The organism is Endozoicomonas sp. SESOKO1, assembly GCF_024606265.1.
In the GTDB taxonomy this organism is placed as follows: domain Bacteria; phylum Pseudomonadota; class Gammaproteobacteria; order Pseudomonadales; family Endozoicomonadaceae; genus Endozoicomonas.
In genome coordinates, this window is record NZ_JAHHPP010000005.1 from 1 (window position 1) to 21,541 (window position 21,541).

At 49.0% G+C, this 21,541-nt stretch carries 16 protein-coding genes; 8 read left to right on the top strand and 8 right to left on the bottom strand.

Annotated elements, in window-relative coordinates:
• The 5 genes from KDK13_RS00310 to sdhC all read right to left on the bottom strand — a co-directional run.
• The coding region (locus KDK13_RS00310) for a thiamine pyrophosphate-dependent enzyme (RefSeq protein ID WP_257282728.1) at window positions 1-1,699 on the bottom strand (1,699 nt) is incomplete at its 3' end.
• A 366-nt stretch (window positions 1,700-2,065) separates the two neighbouring features.
• Complete coding sequence (locus KDK13_RS00315) at window positions 2,066-2,770, bottom strand: succinate dehydrogenase iron-sulfur subunit (protein ID WP_257282729.1); 705 nt, start codon at window positions 2,768-2,770, stop codon at window positions 2,066-2,068.
• 9 nt (window positions 2,771-2,779) lie between these two features.
• Window positions 2,780-4,552 (bottom strand): succinate dehydrogenase flavoprotein subunit, encoded by a 1,773-nt coding sequence (sdhA, locus tag KDK13_RS00320; protein ID WP_257282730.1) that lies wholly within the window; start codon window positions 4,550-4,552, stop codon window positions 2,780-2,782.
• 3 nt (window positions 4,553-4,555) lie between these two features.
• Window positions 4,556-4,924, bottom strand: a complete 369-nt coding sequence (gene sdhD, locus KDK13_RS00325; protein WP_257282731.1) for a succinate dehydrogenase, hydrophobic membrane anchor protein — start codon at window positions 4,922-4,924, stop codon at window positions 4,556-4,558.
• A complete protein-coding gene (gene sdhC / locus KDK13_RS00330; RefSeq protein WP_257282732.1) occupies window positions 4,918-5,292 on the bottom strand; it encodes a succinate dehydrogenase, cytochrome b556 subunit in 375 nt (124 codons plus the stop codon). Before sdhC ends, sdhD begins: the two co-directional genes overlap by 7 nt.
• 462 nt (window positions 5,293-5,754) lie before the next feature.
• Between sdhC and gltA the strand changes: the two genes are divergently transcribed.
• A complete protein-coding gene (gltA, locus tag KDK13_RS00335) occupies window positions 5,755-7,059 on the top strand; it encodes a citrate synthase (protein WP_257282733.1) in 1,305 nt (434 codons plus the stop codon).
• 256 nt (window positions 7,060-7,315) lie between these two features.
• On the opposite strand, the gene KDK13_RS00340 is transcribed toward gltA, so the two are convergent.
• Window positions 7,316-8,275, bottom strand: coding sequence for a hypothetical protein (locus KDK13_RS00340; protein ID WP_257282734.1), 960 nt, complete (start codon window positions 8,273-8,275; stop codon window positions 7,316-7,318).
• Between the two features lie 214 nt (window positions 8,276-8,489).
• On the opposite strand from KDK13_RS00340, the gene ddpX reads away from it, so the two are divergent.
• Window positions 8,490-9,065, top strand: a complete 576-nt coding sequence (gene ddpX, locus KDK13_RS00345; protein ID WP_257282735.1) for a D-alanyl-D-alanine dipeptidase — start codon at window positions 8,490-8,492, stop codon at window positions 9,063-9,065.
• A 352-nt stretch (window positions 9,066-9,417) separates the two neighbouring features.
• Entirely contained in the window at window positions 9,418-10,323 is a 906-nt protein-coding gene (locus KDK13_RS00350) for a cation transporter (protein WP_257282736.1), read from the top strand.
• Between the two features lie 35 nt (window positions 10,324-10,358).
• On the opposite strand, the gene KDK13_RS00355 is transcribed toward KDK13_RS00350, so the two are convergent.
• Window positions 10,359-11,087 (bottom strand): hypothetical protein, encoded by a 729-nt coding sequence (locus KDK13_RS00355; protein WP_257282737.1) that lies wholly within the window; start codon window positions 11,085-11,087, stop codon window positions 10,359-10,361.
• 332 nt (window positions 11,088-11,419) lie between these two features.
• Between KDK13_RS00355 and KDK13_RS00360 the strand changes: the two genes are divergently transcribed.
• Window positions 11,420-11,785: a YacL family protein gene (locus tag KDK13_RS00360; protein WP_257282738.1), complete on the top strand. Its 366-nt coding sequence runs from the start codon at window positions 11,420-11,422 to the stop codon at window positions 11,783-11,785.
• Window positions 11,786-11,826: 41 nt separating this feature from the next.
• Here the strand turns inward: KDK13_RS00360 and pdxB are convergent, their stop codons facing one another.
• The gene (gene pdxB, locus KDK13_RS00365; RefSeq protein ID WP_257282739.1) at window positions 11,827-12,993 is read right to left on the bottom strand and encodes a 4-phosphoerythronate dehydrogenase PdxB; all 1,167 of its coding nucleotides are present in this window, start codon (window positions 12,991-12,993) and stop codon (window positions 11,827-11,829) included.
• A 76-nt stretch (window positions 12,994-13,069) separates the two neighbouring features.
• On the opposite strand from pdxB, the gene KDK13_RS00370 reads away from it, so the two are divergent.
• The 4 genes from KDK13_RS00370 to KDK13_RS00385 all read left to right on the top strand — a co-directional run bounded on the left by KDK13_RS00370 (window position 13,070) and on the right by KDK13_RS00385 (window position 21,537).
• Window positions 13,070-14,191: a DUF3080 domain-containing protein gene (locus tag KDK13_RS00370; RefSeq protein WP_257282740.1), complete on the top strand. Its 1,122-nt coding sequence runs from the start codon at window positions 13,070-13,072 to the stop codon at window positions 14,189-14,191.
• Between the two features lie 137 nt (window positions 14,192-14,328).
• Window positions 14,329-15,657 carry an RNA ligase (ATP) gene (locus KDK13_RS00375; protein ID WP_257282741.1) on the top strand — a complete coding sequence of 443 codons (1,329 nt, stop codon included), beginning with the start codon at window positions 14,329-14,331 and terminating at the stop codon, window positions 15,655-15,657.
• A gap of 130 nt (window positions 15,658-15,787) precedes the next feature.
• Window positions 15,788-16,672, top strand: coding sequence for a hypothetical protein (locus KDK13_RS00380; protein WP_257282742.1), 885 nt, complete (start codon window positions 15,788-15,790; stop codon window positions 16,670-16,672).
• A 26-nt stretch (window positions 16,673-16,698) separates the two neighbouring features.
• Window positions 16,699-21,537: a hypothetical protein gene (locus KDK13_RS00385; protein ID WP_257282743.1), complete on the top strand. Its 4,839-nt coding sequence runs from the start codon at window positions 16,699-16,701 to the stop codon at window positions 21,535-21,537.
• Window positions 21,538-21,541: the final 4 nt, after the last annotated feature.

Below are 21,541 nucleotides of genomic sequence, written 5' to 3' on the forward strand. Positions count from 1 at the left end.
GGCCTAATGACTGCAGTGTTCCTACAGCGACACGGGTATCATGACGGGCAGTCCATTCGTGACCAAGATAGGGAACCCAGTCGACAAAGAGTTGTTTATTAGGCTCTTTTACCAGGGCCTTGACGACGTGCTCGCCATTGTCGAGGGCATTACGAAAACTCTCTACCAGCTCTTTATCACCCGCTTCACTGATCACACCTTCCCCCAGCAAAGCCCTGGCGTAAAGATCACGGGTGGTCATGTGAGATTTAATCTTGCTGTACATCATCGGCTGGGTTGCAGACGGCTCATCCGCCTCATTGTGCCCGCGACGACGATAACAGACGAGGTCAACAACAATGTCTTTATGGAATTCCATTCGGTAATCAAGTGCCAGTTTGGTGGCAAACTGAACCGCTTCCGGATCATCACCATTAACGTGAAGGATCGGTGCTCCCACAATCTTGGCAACATCGGTGCAGTATTCCGTTGATCGTGCATCCTCACGGAAACTGGTGGTAAAGCCAACCTGATTGTTAATGATGATATGAATGGTTCCACCGGTTTTATAGGCCCGGGTCTGGGACATCTGCAGGGTTTCCATGACCACACCCTGCCCGGCAAAAGCGGCATCACCGTGAATAGCAACAGGGACTACCTGATTGCCAACAGAGTCCCTGCGGCGGTCCTGACGGGCTCTGACAGAACCCTCGACAACCGGGGTAACAATTTCCAGGTGCGATGGGTTAAACATCAGGGCAAGATGCACCTCACCACCCGGTGTCATCACATTGGAAGAAAAGCCCTGATGGTATTTCACATCACCGGATCCCCGTTCAACCAGCCTCTTGCCTTCAAATTCGTCAAACAGATCACCAGGTTTCTTACCCAGAATATTAACAAGCACGTTCAAGCGGCCGCGGTGAGCCATGCCGATAACCAGCTCCTTCGAACCATAGGAGCCGGAGCGCTGAATAATTTCATCCAGCATGGGGATCAGAGATTCACCACCCTCCAGGCCAAACCGCTTGGTTCCGGGAAACTTTGTCCCCAGGTATTTTTCCAGCCCCTCTGCTGCGGTCAATCGCTCCAGCAAGTGAAGCCTGGCATCCACCCCGACTTCCGGTCGGCTGCGAACACTTTCCATACGGCTCTGGAACCAGCGTCGCTCTTCTGTCTGGGGAATGTGCATATACTCAACACCAATTGACTGGCAATAGGTGGCTTTCAAGGCATCGTATATTTCCCGAAGAGAAGCGTATTCTTTGCCAATAAAGAGCGTTGACGTCTGAAACTCAGTATCCAGATCCGCTTCACTGAGACCATGGTAGGCTAGGGAAAGATCAGGGAATTCTTCCCGTTTCATCACACCAAGCGGGTCGATAGCAGCCTGCTGATGACCTCGGATCCGAAAAGCGCTGATCAAGCGCAAAACCTGAACCTGTTTGCGTTCATGATCACTGGAAACCGATGATATCTGAATCGGGCGGGTAGTCTGGCGCTGACGCGCCATCAGAATGAAATTTTCCTGGATGGTAGAGTGGGGAACATCGGCACCTCCACCACTGACCGGGGGCAACTTTTCAAAATAGTCTCGCCACTGCACCTCAACACTATTGGGGTCGCGCAGATAGCGTTCGTACATATCCTCGACGTATGCAGCATTTCCCCCTGCAATGTGGGATGAACTCCACATCCGCTGCATTACACCTTCTTGCATGATTATTACCCCGTGAGTCTGGGGCTTATCCCGGGAAACCTGCTTCTGCAACCCTGACTGGCTGAAAAACAGAGGTCACTGATGGTGTCGATCGTCAGTCAGTGAACAGTCCCCCTCAGATAAGATCGGATGTTTTCCGACCGCCCCTGCTGGTTCAAGCTATTGCGGCCCCATAATTGGCCGCAACACAATTCATTTCATAATGCGTAACAACAGGCTTAATCCTTTCAGAAGCCGCCTGCACACTCCTGACACAGCTTAGCTAACTTTGCGGCTCTCTGGCTCGGAAGTACCCCGAAAAAAGACTTTACCGGGGAATTTTTATTGCCAACAACCACCAGCAGGAAAGCATGACCCGTAAATATACTACGTTGCGCTCTTAAACAACATCTGCCGGATATGACCAATAGCCCGTGTCGGGTTCAAGCCTTTAGGGCAGACGTTGACGCAGTTCATGATACCTCGGCAACGGAAAACACTGAACGGGTCATCAAGGTCCGCCAGACGCTCCTCTGTTGCTGTATCCCTGCTATCGGCAAGAAAACGATAGGCTTGCAACAGACCGGAAGGCCCAACAAATTTGTCTGGATTCCACCAGAAGGAAGGACAAGCTGTTGAGCAACAGGCACAGAGAATACACTCATAAAGCCCGTCCAGCTTCTCCCTGTCTTCAGGGGACTGCAGGCGTTCTATTGCCGGGGGCGGGGTATCGTTAATCAGGTATGGCTTGATCTTTTCATACTGTTTATAGAAAAGACTCATATCGACAACCAGGTCCCTGATCACTGGCAATCCAGGCAGTGGACGTATGACCAGTTTATTCCCCCTGGCAGCTTCTGACAAAGGGGTAATACAGGCCAGACCATTGGTACCACCAATACTCAGGCCGTCGGAGCCACAAACCCCCTCTCGGCAGGAACGCCGGTAAACCAGCGTTGGATCCTGCTCTTTAATCAGATTCAGAACGTCCAGAACCATCAGGTCCTTGCCCTCCGGGATCGCGACATCAAAGTCCATCATATAGGGCTTTTTGTCGGCTTCCGGATTATAGCGATAGATACTTACCTTCATTAGTCTCCCCTAGTAGCTTCTTGCCTTAGGAGGAAATGCCTCCATGGTTGCCGGGGCAAAGTTGACAGCACGCTTACTGACTGATTGATCAATCGGTGAGTAAAGTGAGTGCGCCAACCAGTTTTCATCATCCCGCTCCTGGTAATCATTACGGGCATGAGCACCACGAGACTCTGTTCTGACCTCTGCCGAAATAGCAGTTGCATAAGCAACCTGATACAGATTTTCCAACTCAAGCGCTTCAATTCTGGCCGTGTTAAACGCCTGACTCTTATCCTCCAAATGAAGATTCGCCAGACGTTCACCCAACTCATCCAGCAGTTTGAGACCTTTCTGCATGCTCTCACCTTCGCGGAACACACCAAAATAGAGCTGCATGGTGTTCTGCAGGTCAGCGCGTACCTTGGCAACGCTTTCACCACTGCTTGATTTGTTCAGGCGATCAAGTCGGGACAAGGCTGCTTCCACATCAGTGTCTGAGGCATCCACAGAATCAAAACCCTCTTTCAGGTTCTTCTCAATCTGCAGACCTGCTGCACGACCAAAGACCACCAGATCCAGCAGAGAATTACCACCCAGACGATTGGCACCATGAACAGATACACAGGCCGCCTCACCACAAGCATAGAGGCCTTCAATCACTTCATCATTTCCTGCCCCATCCTGACGAAGAGCCTGACCGCCAACATTGGTGGGAATCCCACCCATCATATAGTGACAGGTTGGCACCACAGGTACCGGTACTTTAACAGGATCGGCATGAGCAAAGGTTTTAGACAGCTCACAGATACCGGGCAGCCGCAGGTTCAGCGTCTCTTCACCCAGATGATCCAGCTTCAGCAACACGTGATCCTTATTGGGACCACAACCACGACCTTCAAGAATCTCGATCACCATGGAACGCGCCACAACATCCCGGCCAGCCAGGTCTTTGGCGTTTGGCGCATAACGCTCCATGAAGCGTTCACCTTCACTGTTAATCAGATAGCCACCTTCACCGCGGCAACCCTCTGTTACCAGCACACCCGCACCATGAATACCGGTGGGATGGAATTGCCACATTTCCATATCCTGCATTGGATAGCCGGCGCGCAACGCCATACCGATACCGTCACCGGTATTGATCAGGGCATTGGTAGTAGAAGCATAAATACGCCCAGCACCACCGGTGGCCATTACCGTTGCTTTTGCCTTGATATAAACGGTTTCGCCACTTTCAATATCAATTGCAATAACACCGGCAACCTGTCCTTTCTGATTCTTTACCAGGTCAACGGCATACCATTCATTGAGGAAGGTCGTACCACCCTTCAAGTTAGCCTGATACAACGTGTGAAGCAGCGCATGCCCAGTACGATCTGCAGCTGCACAGGTTCTGGCGGCCTGACCACCTTTGCCAAAGTCCTTGGACTGACCGCCAAAGGGACGCTGATAAATTCTTCCCTCTTCAGTCCGGGAGAATGGCAACCCCATATGCTCCAGCTCGAATACCGCCTGTGGACCCACCGAGCACATATACTCAATAGCATCCTGGTCACCAATATAGTCGGAACCTTTCACCGTATCGAACATGTGCCAGCGCCAGTCATCTTTTGGGTCAGCGCTGGCAATCGCACAGGTAATACCACCCTGGGCAGAGACCGTGTGGGAACGGGTAGGAAATACCTTACTGACACAGGCAGTTTTAATACCTGCTTCAGTAAGCTGGAGCGCAGCACGCATGCCTGCGCCCCCACCACCTATAACGATGGCATCATAGGTAAGGGTACGAAGTGCTGACATCGATCAAAGCCCCCAAAGAATTTGCACGCCCCAGATCACATAACTGAACAGGGCAATAAAGCACACAACCTGTATAGGAAAACGAATAAGAACAGAATTACTGCCAAAAGCGCGATCATTAAAATAGTCCGTGGTAATCGTCCACATACCGATCCAGGCGTGAGCCAGAATAGAAATCAGTGCCAGCAGGGTAAAAATCCGTACCCATGTCTCATTGAATAGGTCAGCCCATTGACCAAACTGAAGACCGGGATTCATAACCAGATAACCCGACAGGAAAACCGAATAGGCACCAAGGATAATTGCCGTCATCCTTTGTAACATCCAGTCATAAAGCCCACTGCGGGACAAATTGGTGATATTGGTTACCATACCCAAACCCCCGCAAGGATAATCAGCACTGTTGACAGAGCCAGGGTAATAACAGCACCCAGGCTTCCGGACTCCTTACCATCCCCCACATCCATATCCATCAAAAGATGTTTCACTCCGGCAATAAAATGATAAATGAGGGCGGACAAAATGCCCCAGATTATGAACTTTGCCAGGGGAGCTGAAAGCAAGGCTTTCAGAGCATCAAACGACGCTTCGGATGCAAGCGACAGTTCCAGTCCATACAGAAGAAAACCCAAACCAACAAAAAGGATAACACCCGATATGCGGTGCAATATCGAGGTGTATGCAGGCAGGGGTAATTTAATTGTTGTAATATCGAGATTGACAGGTCTTTTGCTATTCACTCTATTTGCCCCAACGCCCGTTGGCGTTCACAGCAGAATCAGCAAGAACATCCAGGTTCTCTGGACCCTACGACAAGCAAGCAGGGAATGCCACGTTCAAATCAAACGAGTTCCCCTCAATTTAAAGCTGGGGTCAGAAAACCTACCCTTACGGCCTTTGAATCGGAGTATATACACTCTACTGTATAATTACAATTGCTCACTTTTTTAAGCATTTACCCCTAAACAAATACACCGTAAAACATATGTTCGTTACGAATTACACTCACAATCAGTTCGTTTGACAAAAAAATATATCTCTCTATAGTGGTCGAACCGTAACAAGGGGCTGACAATAATTAATTGGAATGTTTTTTAAACAAGCCTCCGACTTTATTTGTGATTTTCTGGCTTCATTTTTGAAAAAAAGCATCCATCTAAAGTAACTATAACGAGATTAAACGGCATGACAGGAGGCCATACATGGCTGACAAGAAAGCTCTACTCTCCATTCCCGGCATGGAAGACGGCACCAACCAGGCTCTGGAGTTACCGATTTATTCAGGCTCTCTCGGGCCTGATGTTGTTGATGTCAGGGGGCTGACTTCCAGCGGTCTGTTCACCTACGACCCGGGATTTGTTTCTACTGCATCCTGTGAGTCCAAAATAACCTACATCGATGGAGACAAAGGCATTCTTCTCCATCGCGGTTATCCAATAGAACAACTGGCCGAACAGTCGGATTACCTGGAAACCTGTTACCTGCTCCTGTACGGAGATCTCCCAAGCCGTCAGGAAAAGGAAAAGTTTGAAAACACCATCATGCGTCACACCATGATCCATGAACAGATGAGTGACCTGTTTTCCGGATTCCGTCGCGATGCCCACCCGATGGCGGTCATGTGTGGCGTTGTCGGGGCCCTCTCGGCGTTCTATCACGACTCACTGGACATCACCAATGAATTACATCGTGAAATCTGCGCCTACCGACTGATTTCCAAAATGCCTACGCTTGCTGCCATGGCCTACAAATACTCCATTGGACAGCCGTTTATTTATCCACGAAACGACCTGAGCTACGGCGGTAACTTCCTCCACATGATGTTTGCCACACCCTGTGAAGAGTACGAAGTCAAGCCTGTTCTGGCAAAGGCTATGGATCGCATTTTCCTGCTTCATGCTGACCATGAACAGAATGCATCTACCTCCACCGTCCGTCTTGCAGGCTCTTCCGGTGCCAACCCGTTTGCCTGTATTGCTGCCGGTATCGCTGCGCTCTGGGGGCCTGCTCATGGCGGTGCCAATGAAGCCGTACTGGTTATGCTGAACGAGATTGGTGATGAAGCTAATATCGATGAGTATATTGCCAAGGCAAAAGACAAAGATGACCCGTTCCGCCTGATGGGCTTTGGACACCGTGTTTACAAAAACTTTGACCCTCGCGCCAAAGTAATGAAGCAAACCTGCGACGAAGTCCTGACCGAACTGGGTCTTGAAAATGACCCTCTGTTCAGGATTGCCAAGCGTCTGGAGAGGATTGCCCTGGAAGATGAGTACTTCATCAAGAAGAAGCTCTACCCTAATGTGGATTTCTACTCCGGGATTATTCTCAAGGCGCTGGGTATTCCGACAGAGATGTTTACCGTAATCTTTGCTACCGGTCGCACTCCGGGCTGGATTGCCCACTGGCATGAAATGATCAGCGGTGACTACCGTATCGGGCGTCCTCGTCAGCTATACACCGGTGAAGCAAAACGTGACTACATACATGTAGCCGATCGCAGTTAACCTTCTCCTCTTTATCTTTCCCGGTGTCACTCAAACGTGATACCGGATTTACTCCGATTCTCCCTTTCCGCTCCCATCTTTCCCTGTCCGCCCTGCCCGACTTTTTTTTCATTATTGTTGTCATTTTTGCCAGAAATGATTTCGCCATGGGCAACAGTACTATGGGATTTGACATACTCTCTCCTGAAATTTTGACTGGCTCAGATTACGGTTCACTCCATGAAAGAACATAAGACCATCAAAAAGTTTCAGCTTGTCAACCTTTCGGCTCTACCTCACTCATAATGTAGTCATCTGTCGTCTTCAAGGAGACTACGACCAGTTTCTTTCTGAAACTGTGGTTGTCCGAAAAAGATTCACGGGTAACAATTCCAGGAATCAGCCCGGACGCTGCCCTATCGAATAAAGCGTTCGGGTCAGAGGATATGTGCAAATCCGGATACCTTTCGCAATGGAGCTTAAGGAAGTGTTGGTAACGAAAATCAAAATCGTGCCAGTAGCAAGAGTCCCCACCTTTGAGAAATGGATCACAGATACCAAGCCAGGAGTCCTTGATAGTACGATCTGGCAAATGACGATCGAGGGTCAAATGTTTGTAGAAACGCTCAGGCTTTCTCTGTTCCGCCACCTGGCAGGAGCTGTTGTAGATCTCGGACAGGCTGATATCTTCTGTACCACCGGATCGGGCAAAACAGGTCACGCTGAGCGTTTTGTACTCTATATTACTAACATCACCCTGGGCTTTAAGCGTTGTCAGAGTGTCTGAACTCCAACCGATAACCACAATGGCGTGCTCAAGCCACTGACTTTGGCAGTCGGACGATGCCGGGTGACTTTGGGTATCCCGGTCCATCTGGACAAAAACGATGACATGACACTCCATTCGAAAGGCATGGTCGAGAAGCGACACCATCTCAACCGGGTCTTTATATTCAAGTAAACTGGTGTCCATACCCATACCGCAGGCCACTTTCTGAAACTGCTTGGGTGAGGTAATCTCACCAACGGCCGAACCGCAGGACTTGGCAATTTTACGTGCGCTTAATGCATTCGTATCACCATTTTTGTAGGGCAGGAGCTGACCGCAGGCACATAAAACATGGTGCACAACGGCCAGGGCATAAACCTTACACTGAGGCCCCAATTGCAATCCAAAGTTCTTCTCGCAGCGAGTCAGTGGCGTGCACCTGGGAACTGGCTGGTGAAGACTTTCCATAAACATGCTGACCTGAATAAAGCGTTTTGCATGTGAGACCAATTGGCTAACTGATAGTTCATATGTTTGGTTTATCAGGCAGTGGCAAAATGTTTGCCTTAACGAAAGCGGCAGCTAAAAACACGCTATTGCCATTCCCCAGCCCCCGCTAAAAATACAGGAAACCTGTGAAATAGTGACTATGCTTGCCATTTGCCTTGGTATGGAGACGCCAATGACGATAATAAATAACATCGGCAATCTGGTTCTGCTTAGCGAAAAACGCCATCCGGTAACGCTTGATATTGTCTACGCCAGTAGCAACAATTTCACTGGCAAACCTGTTTACAAAAGTAACCTGTGCTATTTGCATACTGACGCTCTGGCGTGCCTGTTGAAAGCGGTTGAGCTGCTGAAACCACTCAATCTCAGACTCAAAATCTGGGATGCCTTTCGTCCATTGTCGGCACAGAAAACCCTTTATAAACATATGCCTGACCCTGATTACGTTGGTAACCCGGAATTCAGCCCATGCCCTCACTGCAGGGGCGTTGCGTTAGATCTCACCATCACCGACCGTTTTGGCAGAGAGCTTGAAATGGGTAGTCTGTTTGATGACTTCCGCCCGCTGGCTCACCATGGTAACGATCTGGTTTCAGAAGAAGCACAGCGCAACCGGCTTTTGTTGGCAGGTGTGATGAATATTGCCGGTTTTAACCCCCTGAGAACTGAGTGGTGGCACTACCAGCTGCCAAACCTGGATAGCTATCCCTTAATCACTGAAGACCAGACACCTGAAGGGATAATTTAATGGCTTGCATAGTTCAGTGTTGAAGAGGGAAAAACCATGAATGCACAAGCCGCAGGCCTGAATTAATTTTTGATGTGTATTGTAAATACACCATTCAGCGGTTGCCATACTGCGATAGCTCTCTTCCAGCCTAGAATAAAACCCAAGTGGCACTATGATTTGCTATAAAACATACCTGATTTTAGATGGTTGCCTTTATGCAAATCCGACACTTTGTAATTTCACATTTAAAAATCTGAGAATAAATACCCTTAATCCACAAGGGTCTGCTCAATGCTTCATCGATTAGTCATCTTTAAAGATCGTATAGGGCAGATTCTCACACTCCTGAAAAATTCATGATGAGCAAAATATGTATCAATGGTTACAGCTAAATGAACTCAACATCCTGCGCTGTTCTGTTGTACTTGAACTTTTTTTTGGTGTAACAGGTATTCTTGTTGCCTTCTACAGTCGTTCAAATGCGGTACTTCTCGACGGCTGTTATTCCCTGCTCTGTACCTTGACAATGATGGCAAACGTAAGAATATCCCAGATAGTCAAGTTGCCACCAACCCCTGAAAGCCCCTACGGCTATCCCACGCTTGAGCCATTAATGCTATTTTTCGAAGGCATTATCCTGCTGGGACTTTGCCTTGCCCTGCTCTCTTTTTCTGTCTGCAAACTGATCACGGGGGGGTATATACCGGAGTTTGACCTTGCCCTGGCTTACGAGATTTTTTCAACAATCATCGGAGGTGCTACCGCCACACTTTTTTTTCTGCTCAATCGCTCAAAACCATCACCGCTGATCTATTTTGAATGTCAGGAATGGCTGGTTGACTCTGCTGTCAGTGCAGGGGCTACTGTAGCGTTTGCCATTGCGTACCAGTTAGGAAATAGTCACCCGGTTACCCCTTTTATCGATTCCATACTCACCATCTCGCTACTGCTGTTTCTGGTCGGGCTCCCCCTCAGGACAGTACACAAGAACTTTAGACAATTGCTGTTAAAAGACGTTGCTACGCCGGAGCTTTTAGAGTCAACAAGAAATGTAATTGCAGAACAGTGGCACGCTCAGAAAATCAGTATCAGCATGATCTGGCTCGGCAGATGGCTATGGGTCAATATAGAGATAACCATCCATAACGATACTTTGCCAACTAAAAACGAGCTTGAGAGTATCAAAGCTAAGGCAGAACAGGCGATCAGCTCAATATGCAAATATTACCGTCTCCAGCTCAGCTTCAGTTTTCAGGACAATGAATGCTCCCAATAATATGCAAACAAAGTACTTATCAGGAAGCTGGCGTATTAAGCCGCATACTTGTGGGCAATTGGGTCAGTAATCACAACCGTATCACCACGAAGCATAAAGTTACCACCGTGAAGGTCCATTGAGCCCACCGTAGAAAGCTGGGTCAAAACATCAAAGAGTGTTTGCAGAAAGTCATCATGGGATTCAATGATACTGCTATCAACAACATCCGAAATATCGTTGTCCGTTCTTTTCACCAGGTTAGAACTTGATACCTTGATCTTCTCAACAAACACTTCCAGCGTTTTGATTTCCCCGTTAAAGCCGCTGTTATCCACGCCAAAAGACTGCATGACCGCCTTGCAAGCCCCCCATAAAAGGCCAAAGTCATAGTCATGAAAGTGCCGGGGCTGGGTTGCCCGCGATCCATCATCCATAAAATCTGAAAGGCGCTCAACCACGTAAATGCGAACCACGATCCCGCAGGGTAAGGTAATGACATCTTCACGATGAATAACAGGAAGGTGTGGGTTGCTCTGGTTTTCCGGTGTCATGCACCATCGGGCAAAAAGGTAATAGCCATCTTTCTTGTCAGGGCACACCTTGACCACCTTATCCGGCTCATCGGGAAGGTTGTAAACCGTGGCATAAATACCCTCTGCCACAGGATCAAGCTCTGAGCAGCGGTCTAAATATTGTTCAATATCCTGCTTATCCCTGATTTCATGCTGTTCGACAAGCGCTTTTATTTCTTGGATGGTTTCCGAATAAATTTTCATTTTCATTGTATCCCCATGCCCGTTCAGGCGCAGGAATGTCCTTTTTTTATCTGATTTTATAATTTGCTCAATCGTGAGCTTAGCCTGTTCTTTGGCAAATTGATAAATGCCCGTTATCAGCCCCGCTTAATTAGCCCAGTCCGGCCTGGCTTCTCCGGCCAACCCTCAGGATGCCAGTCATCGATAATCCATGCACCAAAATAAAATCAAAACTGCAAATGAACGACATTATCTGGTGCATATTGATTAATTTTTGATTGAACTACTTATTGGCAAACCTGCGCTGCCCCCTAAAATAGCTTTCCCTTTTTTATTGATTTCCCTGATATCACAAAACTATGGACTATCATTTCCAGCGCAATTTTTCCGGTCACCCCGAAGCTCAGTTCTCCATGGACCATGAAGCAATGGGCATCTGGTTGACAGAAGAGCTGGGCAATAACAGGCAGCAGCTGGAGCACCTGTTACAGGTTATCGAAAGTCTGGAGAAAGGACAGCGCTGGGAATATTTTGATGATGGCATTGACTATCGCCTTCATCTGACACGAGATCATGCCGAAGTTCGGGCAGCCCTGCTGGACACAGAAATGGACTGTGACGAAATGGAAGAACTGGACTATTACGATAGTGAATCCATCAGCCATTGCGGACTGGATGATTTTAAAACGCTACTGGTTTGCTGGCAGGTTTTTCTTGATATCTAGGCCTCAATCCAGAAAATTCAGGAAAGAAAAATGAACTCCATTCAGAGTTCATCCCCAATCCTGAACTGCAATGCCTGAAAGACAGGCACTAATTCTGCTGCACAGTTTTTTAATTCTACTCGCAGTGTACTGAACTCGCGGCGTTCCGGATAATCCTTACGCAACAAATCAAACATCAGCTTACGTTGAGACTCTGCCGCTCCCATCAGCCCTTTTCGCATCGTGGCATCATCACGACGAATGTCGTAAACAGCACGGATCGCTTTGGAACAGGTGGTTGAAAAGGTCATTCCTTCACTGAACTTCATCTGTTTCAGTACCGGCAATGGCGTAATCGCAGGCAGACGAACCCTGGCAGGAAGTCCAAAGTGCTGGCACATTGCCTTGTAGATCATTTCTGTACCGCGAATCTTTGCGTCCAGGCTGTAGCCAGCAATATGGGGAGTGGCGATATCTACCCGGGCCATTAATTCCGGGTCTGCATCGGGTTCATACTCCCAGACATCCAGCACGACTGTCATATCTTCACGCTCACAAAGACACTGCTTCAAAGCGGCATTATCAATCACCGGTCCCCGCCCCGCATTAATTAACACCGTTCCCGGTTTCATTGCCTCAAGTTGCTGCTCACCGATCAGGTAATGGGTTGGGTAAGGGCCATCCATGACCAGTGGTGTGTGGAGACAGATGACATCCGACCATTCAATCAGTTGATCAACATTGACATAGCGGCCACCATCACCGTTACTTCCTTTCGCTGCCAGCCAGGGGTCACAGGCACAGACTTCTACCCCAAGACGCTCCATCATCTGATACAGGCGACCACCCACCTGCCCCTTGCCAATAATGCCAACTTTGCGGTCACGCAGTTGAAAACCATCACGCTCTGCCAGAATGTCCAAAGCCGCCAGAACGTATTCAACCACTGCCATGGCATTGCAACCCGGCGCATGACTGAAAGCAATTCCGCGGCTGGCCAGATATTCCCGGTCGATATGATCAAAACCTGCCGTGGCAGTCCCAACGAATTTCAGTGAACTGTTTTCTACCAGTTGCCTGCTGACTTTGGTCACCGATCTTACCAGCAAGGCATCCGCATCCCGCACATCCTCCGGTGAAATGCTGCGACCGGGCAGTGCAACTATCTCCCCCATCACCCCAAAGCACTCCATCAGCAAAGGAATATTTTCATCAGCAACGATTTTCATAAAATTGTTTTCATTAACAGCCAGCGCTGAACCTTAAAAAAAGCTAAAAATAATAGGTTGGCTATGTTATACCAACATGAAAGCCTCAAACACAACATCCCTGCCTGAGGATCTGGTGATCAAGATAATTGCAGACCGGTTCCCAACCTTATTGTTTGTCTCGGCCCTCATGCTATCCGGATGCTCAGACCACGCTTCGCCAGAGTATTTTCTGGAGGAATACACCCACCGCCTCAGCCGGGTTACTGGTATAGATACTCCTGAACCAGACATCCCCATACCAGCATTGCCACCATTAAGACAACGCGCTTACCCGGTTCCGGATATCCGCATGAAAGCACTGGAGGCACTTGATTTGCTCAAATGCCCCGGACTCAGCCAGGCAGTGGCTTACAGGAACAGCAGCCTGGGCAAGCAGATGCTGCCCTCTCAACACTACTTCTATGAGAAAACCCTGTTATCACTGATACCACAGTGCATCGATTCCCTGCAGCAAACTGACCAGAATCAGGAAGCCATTGCCAGGCTTCAGGAAGTACTCAGCGAAAAACAGGCGTCGTTCCCAGGCATTGAGTGGAACCTGGTATTCGCCAATACCGAGTTCGGCAGGCAACTGGGCAGCCAGGGGCGGTTGCTACCCGCCAATGGACGGACCGGTTTTCAGGGAACCCGTGAAACCCTGAACTATCTCACCAGATTGCTTCCCGATAAAACGCTTGCTCCCCCCTTCACCCTCACCAACCTGGAGAGCCACTTACAGCAGGTTTCTGCCTCCTGGTATCTTGGCGAGTTGATCTACTCCGCTGCGGTTTTAGGCCGGACACTGAATCAAGCGGCCGATATACTGGACCGCCGTCTGCAACAAAGGCCTGTTTGCCCGGCTGCCGACCCTGCGGAAGAAGAAAGGCTGCACAATGTCTTCCGACTCTTTTACCGGGAAAAAATTCAACCCTATCTTGCCAGGGTGCATCAGGAAGGATTAATTATCCGCAACGACTTCAAGCGCCTGCTCTCCTACTTGCCAGCGGCACCAGAGGATGAAACCCAACGCTATCTCAGTTTGATCACTGAGGAGTCAGACATAAGCAGCCCCTGGTATCAGCTGGAGCAAAGCATCAAATACCATACAACGGTCTGGGCAAAATTCCTCGATCAATGTGGCAAGGCACCTGCGCTTCAGACCAACCAGGGCAAATAAGGCTATTTTCCTCTGGGAACAGGGCAAGTTAATCACCTGGCATGGAACCCTGCGAAACTTTTGTTGATCCAACATGGTCAAACGCGTCAGGGAATCCTGATCAAGCAGTTATGAGCAGCCATGAGGAGAATTGCGCCATGTCCTTCCCTTCCGATAGCCTCAGCAGGAGTGCCGGGAATTTTACGGTAGTTAACAGAGACCCCGGGTCATTGGGCATGGATGAAAACACTTCAGGTCTCCATGCATCAAATTGTCTGGCTTTTTCTGGCAAGTCCGTTGCCAACTCTTTCCAGAGTGGTGAATTTGCACAACAATTGCCGTCGGTCAACGGGCAGGCCCATAGTTCCGGACAAGCCATTGCCAAAGATGCAACAACTTTCATTGACCGGTCGATTGCGGTAGATAAGCCTGACTCAGCACAGCTGTCAGCCAATCCGGGCCTACTTGATAAGGGAAGACTGTTGGCTACTATCAGAACAATCTCGGAAATACAACCTATTGAAAATGCCGATAACATTGAAGTTGCCACGGTGGATGGCTGGAAAGTGGTGGTCGCCAAATCAGACTTTAAGGCAGGCCAGCCGGTTATCTATTGTGAAATTGACAGCATCCTGCCGGTCAGGGATGAGTTCGAGTTTCTCCGAAAATCATCCCATATCGTATTACCCGATGGCACGGAAGGGTTTCGTTTGAGAACCCTCAAACTCCGTGGTCAGATCTCACAAGGCCTGCTTTTACCGCTTGCAACATTAGGCAATGGCGTACAAGTGAATCCGGGGGATGATGTCACCGCAAAACTCGGCATTACCAAATATGAGCCAGCGGGAGGACTGCCAGCAGATGACTGTATTAAAGGTCCGTTTCCCCACTTTATCCCGAAGAACGATGAAGAAAGAATACAAAACCGGAAAGCTGAATTTGCCACCTTTAAAGATAAAAAATTTTATGTCTCAGAGAAGCTGGATGGTACGAGTTCAACATTTTATTTCAGGAATGATAAGTTAGGTGTCTGTTCAAGGAATTACGAACTGAAAACAGATTCAGGCAATACACTGTGCCAGGTGGCCAGTAAAAACAGGCTTGAGTCAAAACTCAGAAGCCTGGGGAGAAATATAGCGATACAAGCTGAGGTCATTGGCCAGAAAGTACAAGGTAATCGATACGCTATCAATGGCAATGCGTGTTATGTGTTTAACATTTATGACATTGACCAACAGTCATACCTGAAAAAATGTGAAATGGAAACAATATGCAAAGGCCTGGGCTTGCCCACCTGCCCTGTTGTTTCTGATGGCCAGAACCTGCCTGCAACTATTGATGGGGTATTAATGGAGGCTGACGGGCAATCCAAAGTGAACAATAAGAAAAAACGGGAAGGCCTTGTCTACGTATTCGACGGCAAAAACCCGGGAGAAAGAATCTCGTTTAAAGCTGTTTCCAATAAATATCTGCTAAAGACAAACTGATGGCGTTTGATCAACTTTCATGGAACCTTTTAACCACTCGATGGTCAGATAATGTACATCCATCAGGTACGATCATGCAGGAAACAGAAGGAGTTCCCAGTCGTTGAGTCGCTTAAAAGGAGAATAACTAATGGCAAGTATCGCTGACATCGCCGCTTCCGCCGGGCATTTATTTATCGAAGCAATCAAAGCCCCATTCAGACTGATCGGCTATTTCTGTGGCAGGGTTGTTAAGGCTGTTTCGTCTGTTTTTAATTACCTCTCTGGTCAATCGGGCAACGTTGAACAGAGTCAAGCTGACAACAAAGCCATCAGCTCACGCACGGTTTCAGCTGACCCGATCTCGACTGGCACTGATTCAACTCAAACGGTTTCAACTGAAAAAATAAAAGATGCTGTGTTTGATAATTTGAAAAGAGCCTTCACAGACTGCCTGAAAGATTACTTGGATCTAATGAAAGAATTGGAAAAAAAGGTCTCCCTGATCTTTATTGCCAGAAACATCATCTCCAGCAACCTTGCAGTTAATCCCAAAGACATCTCCAGGGCCGACATTGACAAGGCCATTAAAATTTTGAAGGAAGTTAACAGAACTCTGGATTTACGTTTTAATGATAATTTCTTTAACATTCCACCAAGTTCTCAATCAAACACTCAACCAAAAAACGCTGAATTCATCAAAATTCTAACCCAATTCCAGGAAACGCTTGATTCGCTTATCACTACTAAACGTCCAGACAAATATCAACTTGTTGACTCTATTTATCCTATTCAGTTATTACAACAGGAAATTAACCAGCTTATCGATACAAACTGTACCGACAAGGACAAATGGTTACGCTGTGGTGAAAAACTGAAGGAACAGTTTGCATTCGATGAGCCTTACCTGAGTGAACTTTGCGCGCTGAAATATGTACCAGAACCGGGTGAGAAAGCCCCAGCGGCGGACGGTGGTCACTTAATCTATCTCGAAGCGCAATACAGAATTGTGTTTTACATTATTGATAATCTTTAGGCTCAGGGAAAAAAGACACTGATAACATGGATTCGCTCAACACAGCAGGAAAAACGACAGAACAGGCGTCTTATGCCGGTGGTGTCCGTTCTGACAATATTGATAAGACAGGCATCGCTTTTGCCAGAGACGTTGGTAGAAATGAACAGTTAATGCTCCCGGTTGTTGCCTCTGTAAAGGGAGATGAGTCGGTGGTCAATGTTGATCTCAGCCGTAAGGACGTGCATAAACACAAAGTAACCGTCTCAGATATTGCCCTGAAAATCACTGAGACAGCACTGGATACGGTGACCATTGAACCGGCACACAAGTGTGTAAAAACAGCAGCAATTGAACCAGCGAGTCTGCCGGTCATTGATCAATCCCTGATCGAATCCACCCAGGTCGTGAAAACGGCCTTGCTTATGCATTACCGTCCTAACAGTATCCTGTCACATGCACAGCCTATTGCCCGCCCCGTTCATGGTCTCCAGCACAGTTGCCGGACGGCGATCTGGGCAGTAGCCCTGTTACAACAGCGTAAATTGCACGGCGATCCCCAAGCGCTGGCATTTCCCGACCACATGGTCCCCCTGCTGGTCAAAGCCTGCCTGTTTCACGATACCGGCCGTGAAGGCGATGGGGCCGATACTGTGGAGTGGGAGCGAGCCAGTGCTGACAACCTGAGGGAACACCTGCGCAACTGCAACGTGGAGCAGTCCCTGGCCTGGCAGTGTGGTGAAGCCATTTGCCTCAAGGATAACCCCCGGGGCTGCCAGCATCTGCCAGAGGCGATACAGACCTTGCGCAGTCTGCTCCATGATGCTGACACGCTGGATGTTATGCGGGTAAGGACCTCTTTTGACATGGGCCGGCTGGAGTGTTTTGCTGCCTGTCAGGATGATCACCAGAGGCAAGACTGGCGACTGCTGGCCAGAGAGGTCTGCCAGGTGATCGCCAGCCAGGGTGACCTCTGTTATCCGATAACATTGCATGACAGCGCCACAAACCGTGAATATTTCTTCAGCTTCTGTACGGCCAGTCCGTGTATAAACACCAAAAAGCAGTGGGAGCACCATCCTTCGCCCTTCAGTTATCAGCTCTTTGGCATCGGTAAACAGTCCGCTACTATCCGGGAGTTAATCTCGCCTTATACCAAACACCTGGCAGAACCACCGGAACCCTCCTTCTCCCTGGCACAACTGACCCCACCCGGTGTGGATATAAAAGCGTGCCAGGGCAGCTGGCCAAGGGGGCTGTATAACGACCCGATTAACCAACAGGTTTATTACATCAAACCGACCAGCTGTGAGCTAAGTGCACAAAACCAGCGACTGATGGCCAACCTCGCCGGGCTGTTGGGCATTAAAGTACCCGAGAGCTTTGTCCATCAGGAACAGGGTCATTTTTATGTGGTCAGTCCTGTCCCCGGAAAATGGCAGGGTAAGCTCAAAGGCGGGGAGGCGACGCTGCGCTCTTTGTCTCCAGAGCAGTGGGCCAGATTATTACTGATCAATGTGATTGTCGGTAACGAAAATATGGTGAACAGCGCCTGGGAGGGCATTGAACTGACCCCCGAAGGGGAGCCGGTGATGTTCCACTGGGACTTTGCCGGGCTGGCGACCCGCTACCCGTGTCCTGAGAAACCGGAGCCCGCCCCCGAAGCGGATGACTTTTCCTCCATGCCCGTACTGCTGAATAAACTGCGGGACCCTCAGGCGCCCCCCATGAACTCGTTGCCGATCGACAACCCCTGCGTCGATATTCTTGCGCAATTAGAGGATGACTTGCTGGGCCATACCCTGAAAGATATCTTGCGCCAGCTTGACTGGCAGGCCCTGGACCGGCTGATCGAACACAGCGGTTTTCTGCCCGGTGACCGCAGCTGGCTACGGCAGACCATTCACGATCGTATTGCCTGGCTGACCACCTGCTTCCCTAACAGCCTGGAGGCAGATGAGCGGGTGTCCATGGCGGAATACAAGGCGATAGAAGCGGCGGGTATCCGTGGCGGTTGGCTGCCGGTAAAAGGCCGGGCGATCCGGGGCGGGCAGATCGGCATTAGCCAGTTACTGGATGCCAATGACCAACCCATCACCCGGATGTCCCTCACGTTGTCCCGGGAAGCGGGCAATAAACTGGCGGACAACCTGGCCCTGGAACGGGGATTGCACTGTCTGGCCAGACAGGTTAAATATACCAACCTTGCCCTGAATCCTTCCAGACATGCCGACCATTACCGCGACTGGCGCAGTGACCTGACCAGCCTGGCCAATGAGTGCGCGGGCATGGCGGCGCAGTTAACCAGAGATAAAACCCGATGGAATGAAAAAGATCACAAGACCATTGAAAATACCGTGATGATTCTGCAGGACATTGCTGACAAGTGTCGGGCATCATTAGCCGCCGACGTGCCGTCCATTGCAGAACTGCCAACCATCACAACGCCCCTGCCCAAGCCGCGCTTTCCGGTACGGGTCAGTTCAAGAACCGGCAAAAAGGTTGAAATGAAAATACAACTGGCTGAATTCAGCCACGGTTTTGCCAAACTGACAGGCCAGAGGGTCAGTTATTTGAATCCGGAACAAATGAGTATTGCCGGCCTGACCAGGCAACCGGTTAAGGCAGTTGAACTCGAATCGACTGTCTGTGAAGGCGGCAGTATTCTGTTTTCTCCTGCGAACCTGCCTGAAGCCCAGAGCTTTGAAAATCAACTGACCCTCACCTTTTTGGGACACAGTAAAGCGGTGGTTGAAGCATTGTTCAGGGAACTGGCAGGGCTGGGCATTGACTGTGAGCGACCGGGTGCCGCCGACCTGGAGGAGCAATGGCTGGACGCCCTGGCCGACTTCTACGGCTGCCTTGGCGATATGAACCGTGCCGTGGCATCAGAAATCAATACGCCGGTAAACACCCGCAAGAAAGCGTTTCTTAAACGGTTGCCGAACCTCATTGGCAAAGCACTGCGCTGGAAATTCCATTGTCGTATTCGCGCAGGACGTCTGGTGCATTACCGCCCGGGGTTGCCCCATGGCATTGGGGCAGACCCCGCCGGTAAGTTCTGCCCCGGACACGATATAACCTTTGGGGTAATGGGGCAACGGAACAGGAGCCGGATTGTAACCGATTGTCTGGAAAATGAAGCTGCCCTGACCTCTTTTAAACGACGCTCCTGGATCGGGATGGCACCGATCTGGAATATTTCGAAACGCAGGATGAACAACGACACCAGATATACATTTTCCCGACTACAGGCGCTGGCGGCTAATTCCCGGCAAAGTGGTGAAGCCATGTGTGTGCGTCTGGCTTCTGCAGCACTCGGCCGTCTGGATGCACAAATATATCGGGATCAAAGCCAGGTTGTCCTTGATTTGGACGCCTTCGCCCGTAACCAGAAAATCATTACGCAGTCAACCGATGACTACCACAGTGTAATTCGGCACAGTAAGTTACAAGAGACCCGTTTTGCCAATCCTGTGTCCTTGCCTGACGAGTTGCACACCATTGAGATGAGTTCTCCCGAAGGAGAGGAATTGTTGCGTAAGCTGAAGAAACGCTTTAGCCACTGGCCCGACGGGCGTCCGCTGGAGCAGATTTTTCCGCACTCCTGGCCAGTCCTTTACCAGGAGTTAACTGGTAAAGACAGCCTGTTTGACCAAGGCATCAAAAGTCTCGTCAAGGTTTGTGGTGAACAGCGCATACAGTTGTTGTTTGAGCAAAACCCACGACTGTTGACGGGAAAGCTGGATTCCCTGGATGGTTTCAAGCTGGAAGGCAGGAGATATAACTTAACAGGGATTGATTTCAGCGGCTGCTCAATGAAGGGTACCGTGTTGCAATCCCTGTCATTCAAGAAGTGTAAATTCAATACCGGGCTGTTAGGCAGTGCCATTGTTGAAAATGTTTTTTTCTGCGAATGTTCTTTTGCAGGTCAGCGGTTTTCATCATCGATATTAGACAATGCCTGTTTCTACCCTGAAGATGATCAGGATGGCCTGGTATGTGAAAGTACCCGCCAGCTTTCCCGAATCCTGTATCAGTCGTGCGTTAATCAGGACAATGAGTTCAACCTGGAACAATGGCTCAAGGTGATGTTGAAAAGTTCTTTACTATGCAGCTCCTTAACACCGCTGGATGGTCTGAGCCGGGATATTCTGCGCCAACATATTGATGAAATCAGCAGAACTTATCCACAGCAACTGTGTGGAATTATTTATGAACTTATTGCCATTAACTTTAAAAATAATGCCAATGCCAAAAATTTTGTCGCGAATAATCCGGAATTCTATGATCACAAGATCAAAGATCTCAAAGATGTGTATTTCGAGTTCAGGACCCTCTTCCTGAAAGAAGGAAATTACCCGGGGCAACAAGGTAATCCATTTGAAAAATTATTTTTCCTCTATCGCGTCGCACGCCGTGATTATTCCCGGGAAGCGGTTCTGGCGTTGATGTTAAATGTTATTAACCTTGTCCTGTTCCCTGAATCCAATGATAAATACATAGAATTTGGCATTAATGCCAACAGTGCGGATGAGCTTTGCTTGCAGAACATTCCTGAGTCAGATAACGAAAGCACACAAAACAACCCAATATCATGCCCAAAAACCGATGCCCTGCCTCTGGATAAGATGCGACGTTACCGGGATTATCTCTGTCGAAATCACCTTGAAAATTACCAGGGCTATATTCACCAATTCTGGAAAGAATGCCCGCAAGAGAGTAAATTAACCATCGCCAAACACTGTTTGTGTCATCAAAGTGCTGCCATCGGCCCCTTGACAACCCTTGAATTTATAACATTTCTGGCTGACAGGCAGGATGCACCAAGGTTGATTCTGAGCTGTCTCACTGAGAAGAAATATGGCCGACTGCAAAAAAAATAACAGT